Raw genomic sequence first — 5945 nt, 5'->3', positions numbered from 1 at the left:
TATAACCAACAGTCACGTACGCTAACTGGTGGTTTACGTTCTTATCACAGTAAGGACGATGGCGCGGCGCAGTTGTTTGATGACACTGTTCTAATAAAAGGTACTGCAACAAACCATATTGGATCCCACACGGTTACCACTACCGCTAACGGAGTGATTGAGTTTCCTATCGGCAAACTTGGTGGTGTTGCCCATTCAGAATCTTTCACCGCTGTTGCTTCTCAAGCCATGTTTACAATTATTTCTCGTAAAACGGTGTTGAAGGCTTCGTTTACACCTGTGGGGAATGTTCCTAATACGGTTGTTGTTGTGGTGACAGGTGATGTTACGTGTACTGTTCGTGGGCAACAGACTAAGCGTAATATTATGTTTACTCTGAAATACAGTGAACGGGTAAACGGTAAATGGGATCGATCGTTGCATAACATGGTTGATGTGGGTAGTAATTGTACTGTGACTCTTAACAAGGGTATGGTTTCTGCTGGTTGGAGATGGAAAACGAATACACCTATTGTGGTAACAGAATCAAACATCACCATACCACGCACCGCCACAATACGGCTGGAGGTTGAAAAAATACCAGTCGAAGTATCCACCGAAACAACTATTGTGCATAAACACAAACAACAAACCCCTCAAGGCAACCCCGGCACAGGACAACCTGAAAACCCCGCGCCTGCGGGGGATGCGATTGCTGGGGTAGAGTTTAAGATTCAAAAACTCAATCTTGATCTCACACAAAACACCGACTGGAATACGCTTAAAACCCTAACCGTTGATCAAGCCAAAAACAGGGTAGTTATGGGGTCTGAAACTACCCAAACAACAAACCTTAACGGGGAAGCCACATTCGATAATCTTGCTGTTGGTGCTTATCTGGTTACAGAAACCAATGCTCCCGCTAATGTGGTTAAAAAGGCTGCGCCTTTTATTGTTACCATCCCCCACCCAAACGGCAACACGTGGAACTATAACGTACAAGTCTACCCAAAAAACACTGTTAGCGCTAAACCAACTAAAACCCTAGACGATAAGGGTGCTATAAAACTCGGTGATAGTGTCACCTGGACTATCACACAAGTGCTACCAGAACTCCAAAACGGTGAAAGATTCACAGAGGTAAGCTTCACAGACCAGCTTGCCGAAAACCTAGGCTACGTTGAAACTACCGCGCAGGTTAACGGCCGTGAGGTTAATGTAACCGTTACCGCCACAGGAAACGGAAACCGAACCCTAACAGGTCACTTAGAAGACACAACAACCCTCACAGGAGGTGAAACTGTTACATTCAAAATCACAACCACAGTAAACGATCCCGGGAAGATTGTAAACACCGCCAACGTTAGAATCAAAACCTCTAATGGAGGAGATACCACACCTGTTGCAGCTGATACGCAAACGGGTTTTGGCTGGTGAATTCCCAGCCGTTGGGGGCTGTTGTGTTGAGTACTGTTACTGTGCAGTTGCTTCCAGCCCATACTATTTTATGTATGACTTGGGGTGCTCCTGCGCCGTTAGTAAGTTGGGCATAGTTGAGCGTGTACGTGAAAGTATTGTTATGCTTAAACGGGGTAACACAGTTGATACTACCCGTTACGGTCACAACACCACTAGTGGGGTGTTCTCCTTCGGGTTTTACAGTGAGTGAGACTGTGACCCTTTTGTTTGTGACATTAAACTGCGTTCTTGAAGTGTTATTGTTTTGGTTGGTGTCTTTAAACGTTGCGCTGGTGGTTGCAATGAACCTTCGGCTGTTAGCAGCGAAGAACCCTGCTTTGCCTGTAACGGTTACTTTAATGCTGCCTCCGGCTGGAATCTGCGGTATGGTTGCTGTTACCGTGTGACTGTTTGCGTTGTACACCCACTGGGCAGGGCATGTGGCACGCCCTGTGGTGGTACACGTCGAGTTTACTGTGGCGGCAGTGTTTACAAACCCGTCCCGGGGTAGTTGGATTGTGACGGGGATGTTACGCGCCTGGTAGCCGCTGGCTTTGATTGTTGATATTACCCGTACTTGTTGGCCTGCGGCTACTGTTGGTGTGGCAGTTGTTTCGGTGGATACTTCGACTGGTATTTTTTCAACCTCCAGCCGTATTGTGGTGGTGCGTGGTGTGGTGATGTTTTGTTCTGTTTGGGTGATCCGGTCGGGTGTTTTCCATCTCCAGCCTGCTGGAACAGCGCCCTTGTTAATGGTTATCACACAATCGCTACCTGCATCAACCATGTTGTTTAATTCTCTGTTCCATTTGCCGCCTGCTAGTTCGTTGTGTTTTAGAGTAAACCTAAGATTAGTACGCCTGTCTTGTCGCGTTTGGGGGTTAATGCATAAAACCTCGCCTGTTACAACAACCTGTCCTTCGGTAAGCCCCACAGGCTGAAACGAAGCCTTCAACACCGTTTTACGGGGCACAACACGAAACACCGCTTCTGATGGAATAGCGGTGAAAGGTTCTCGCGCATCATCAGCACGGGAATTGGTTTTAAAGTCGATGTAACTGAAATCTAAAACCCCATCAGCGGTAGTGGTAACTGTGTGGGATGTGTTGGGTGTGCCTGTGACTGTTCCTGTTATGTTAAGTTCTTCATCAAACAGTTGTAACGAGCCGCCGTCCTTGTAGTGTTTGTTGGGGATTGGGAAACTACCAGTTAGCGTGTGTGACTGTGTGTTGTAGTTCCATTGGAAACCATCTTGTGTGCATTGCCTTTGGTTTGTGCAGTCTCTTGTGAAGGGGCCTCTGGTGAGTGTTTCATTTGAGATTGTAAACCCGGCGGGTAGTTGAACATTGAAGTTGATTTTAACAGTATACGAATCCTGATTGGATTGTATATCCTGAACCATCGGATATTCCACCTCGTTATACCGGAATGACACTTGGATGCTAGCTGTTTCACCGGGATAGTATTGTTGTTTGTTGGTTGTTGTTGTGGTTGTGACTAGATCCGCGATGGTGGTGCGGTTTATTCCGGCTGGTAGTTGTGTAGTGTGTGGGGGGTTTGTTGCTGGTTTGGTTTTGTTTGTGTTGTTTGCACCAGTGTTGTTTGGTTGTAGGCTGGTGGTAGTTGTGGTGGGTTTAACAGGTTTATCACCTGCTACTTGTTGCAGCGTGGTGTTTTGCCCGGTTGCAACACCCACCCCAGCAACGGTTTGACCTGTTTGGTAAACCACCCGAACCACCCGGTACAGGGGGTTTGCCGCGCCGGGTGATATTGACGCAAGCCAGCGGGGTTCGATTATTGTGCACAAACACAAACAACAAACCCCTCAAGGCAACCCCGGCACAGGACAGATTGAAAACCCCGCCCCTGCGGGGGTTGCGATTGCTGGGGTAGTGTTTAAGATTCAAAAACTCGATCTTGATCTCACACAAGACACCGGCTGGATGACGCTTAAAAATTTAACCGTTGATCAAGCTAAAACCAGGGTAGTTATGGGGTCTGAAACTATTAAAACAACAGACGATAACGGGGAAGCCACATTCGATGGTCTTGCTGTTGGTGCTTATCTGGTTACAGAAACCAATGCTCCTGATAATGTGGTTAAAAAGGCTGCGCCTTTTATTGTTACCGTACCCCACCCAAACGGCAACAACACGTGGAACTATAACGTACACGTCTACCCAAAAAACACTGTTAGCGCTAAACCAACTAAAACCCTAGACCATACGAACGCTATAAAACTCGGTGACAGTGTCACCTGGACTATCACACAAGTACTACCAGAACTCCAAAACGGTGAAACATTCACAGAAGTAAGCTTCACAGACCAGCTTGCCGAAAAACTAGACTACGTTGAAACTACCGCGCAGGTTGACGGCATGGAGGTTGGTGTAACCGTTACCGCCACAGGTGATGGAAACCGAACCCTAGAAGGTCAGTTAGAAGACACAGCAACCCTCACAGGAGGTGAAACTGTTACATTCAAAATCACAACCACAGTAAACGATCCCGGGAAGATTGTAAACACCGCCAAAGTTAGAATCACAACCTCTGATGGAGGAGATACCACACAGTCAACCCCAGACCCAGGACAGGGTGGTGGTCCTGGTGGCGCACCAACTATCTTTTTCGGGTACTTTGATATACAAAAATATGTTACAGGCACCACAACCGCAATATCAGGCGCAACCTTCGAACTCTACAAAGACGAAACCTGCACAACTAAAGTAGACCTACAAGAAATGCTTATAACAGTTGAGTCGGGTAAACTAGTTTCACCCATTGCGGTTAAAGCCGGCACATACAGCATAAAAGAAATTAAAGCCCCAACCGGATACGTGCTTAACACAATGTGTTTCCCGGTTACCGTGGGTGAAGATAACACTCTAACTAACCCTGCAACAGTAACTGTCTACAACAGCAAAGTCACTGTTCCCGCGCTTCCTCTAACCGGCGCACAAGGCCAGAACAGGGTAGCGGGGTCTGAAACTACCCAAACAACAGACGATAACGGGGAAGCCACATTCGATGGTCTAGATGTTGGTGCTTATCTGGTTACAGAAACCCAGGCTCCTGCTGGTGTGGTTAAAAAGGCTGCGCCTTTTATTGTTACCATCCCCCACCCAAACGGCAACAACACGTGGAACTATAACGTACACGTCTACCCAAAAAACACTGTTAGCGCTAAACCAACTAAAACCCTAGACGATACAAACGCCATAAAACTCGGTGACAGTGTCACCTGGACTATCACACAAGTACTACCAGAACTCCAAAACGGTGAAACATTCACAGAAGTAAGCTTCACAGACCAGCTTGCCGAAAAACTAGGCTACGTTGAAACTACCGCGCAGGTTAACGGCATGGAGGTTGATGTAACCATTACATCTACGGGTGACGGGGGTCGAAACCTAGCAGGTCAGTTAGATGACACAACAACCCTCACAGGAGGTGAAACTGTTACATTCAAAATCACAACCAAAGTTAATAAACCCGGGAAGATTGTAAACACCGCCAAAGTTAGAATCAAAACCTCTGATGGAGGAGATACCACACAGCAAACCCCTACAGACCCAGGTGGTGGCCCGGGTGGTGGTCCGGGTGGTGCACCAACCCTCATCTACGGGTACTTCGATATACAAAAATACGTTACAAACACCATGATCGCAATATCAGGCGCAACCTTCGAACTCTACACCGGTGACACCTGCACTAATAAAGTAGACCTACAAGAAACCCTTATAACAGTTGATACGGGTAAACTGGTTTCACCTTTTGCGGTTAAAGCCGGCACATACAGCATAAAAGAAATTAAAGCCCCAACCGGATACGTGCTTAACGATACGTGTACGCAGGTTACCGTGGGTGAAGATAACACTCTAGCTAACCCTGCAACAGTAACTGTTTACAACAGCAAAGTCACTGTTCCTGCGCTTCCTCTAACCGGCGCACAAGGCCAAACAATCATGCTAACAACCGGTGGAATACTCATAGCTACAGGCCTAATAACCGTTGCTATAGTACACAGGAAACGAAAACTCACCGCAAACAAAAACAATATGCAACATTAACAAACTTCCTATACTAACTAATAGGTTGAAACTGTCTGTATGTCTGGTTCTCTAGGGTTAAAGGTCTTTTTCGAGGCGTGTGTTTTCGTGGAGTTAAAACTTTATACGGTGTGGTTTTGTGTCGGTTTAGTGTTTATCTTGCTGGTTGCGTGTATTGGGGGGTTTTGTTTTAGTGGGTTTGGGGGGGTGTTGGTGGTGTGTAGGGGGTTGTTTGGTTTGACTTTTCCGGGGGGGGGGGGGGTAGTTTTAATGGTGGTTTATTTTGGATGCTAGGGTCTGAAGCTCTTATATAGGGGGTTTAGGGGTGTTTGTTTGGAGGTTGTTTTGACTGGTGTGGTTTCTTTGCTGTTGCAGGCACGGGGTGTTGTTTCAAACATTCTCACACTAGCGCTGGTGTTCAGCACACTAGTTAGTGCGCAAACAGGGCAAACCGTTGCT

The 5945-nt window shown here is 46.9% G+C and carries 3 protein-coding genes; 2 read left to right on the top strand and 1 reads right to left on the bottom strand.

Annotation, left to right across the window (positions count from 1 at the left end; genetic code table 11):
- Positions 1 to 1416 (top strand): SpaH/EbpB family LPXTG-anchored major pilin (locus KJY78_RS06380; protein WP_214337774.1); only part of this gene is annotated, 1416 nt, incomplete at its 5' end.
- On the opposite strand, the gene KJY78_RS06375 is transcribed toward KJY78_RS06380, so the two are convergent.
- The gene (locus KJY78_RS06375; protein ID WP_214337772.1) at positions 1358 to 3166 is read right to left on the bottom strand and encodes a hypothetical protein; all 1809 of its coding nucleotides are present in this window, start codon (positions 3164 to 3166) and stop codon (positions 1358 to 1360) included. The genes KJY78_RS06380 and KJY78_RS06375 overlap by 59 nt on opposite strands.
- Before the next feature lie 40 nt (positions 3167 to 3206).
- Here KJY78_RS06375 and KJY78_RS06370 point away from each other — a divergent pair, with 40 nt between their 5' ends.
- The gene (locus tag KJY78_RS06370) at positions 3207 to 5507 is read left to right on the top strand and encodes a SpaH/EbpB family LPXTG-anchored major pilin (protein WP_348771220.1); all 2301 of its coding nucleotides are present in this window, start codon (positions 3207 to 3209) and stop codon (positions 5505 to 5507) included.
- The last annotated feature ends 438 nt before the right edge of the window (positions 5508 to 5945 follow it).

Source organism: Canibacter zhuwentaonis, from assembly GCF_018531145.1.
In the GTDB taxonomy this organism is placed as follows: Bacteria; Actinomycetota; Actinomycetes; order Actinomycetales; family Microbacteriaceae; genus Canibacter; species Canibacter zhuwentaonis.
Note: the sequence above shows the minus strand (reverse complement) of the source record. Positions and strands in the feature narration are given on the sequence as shown.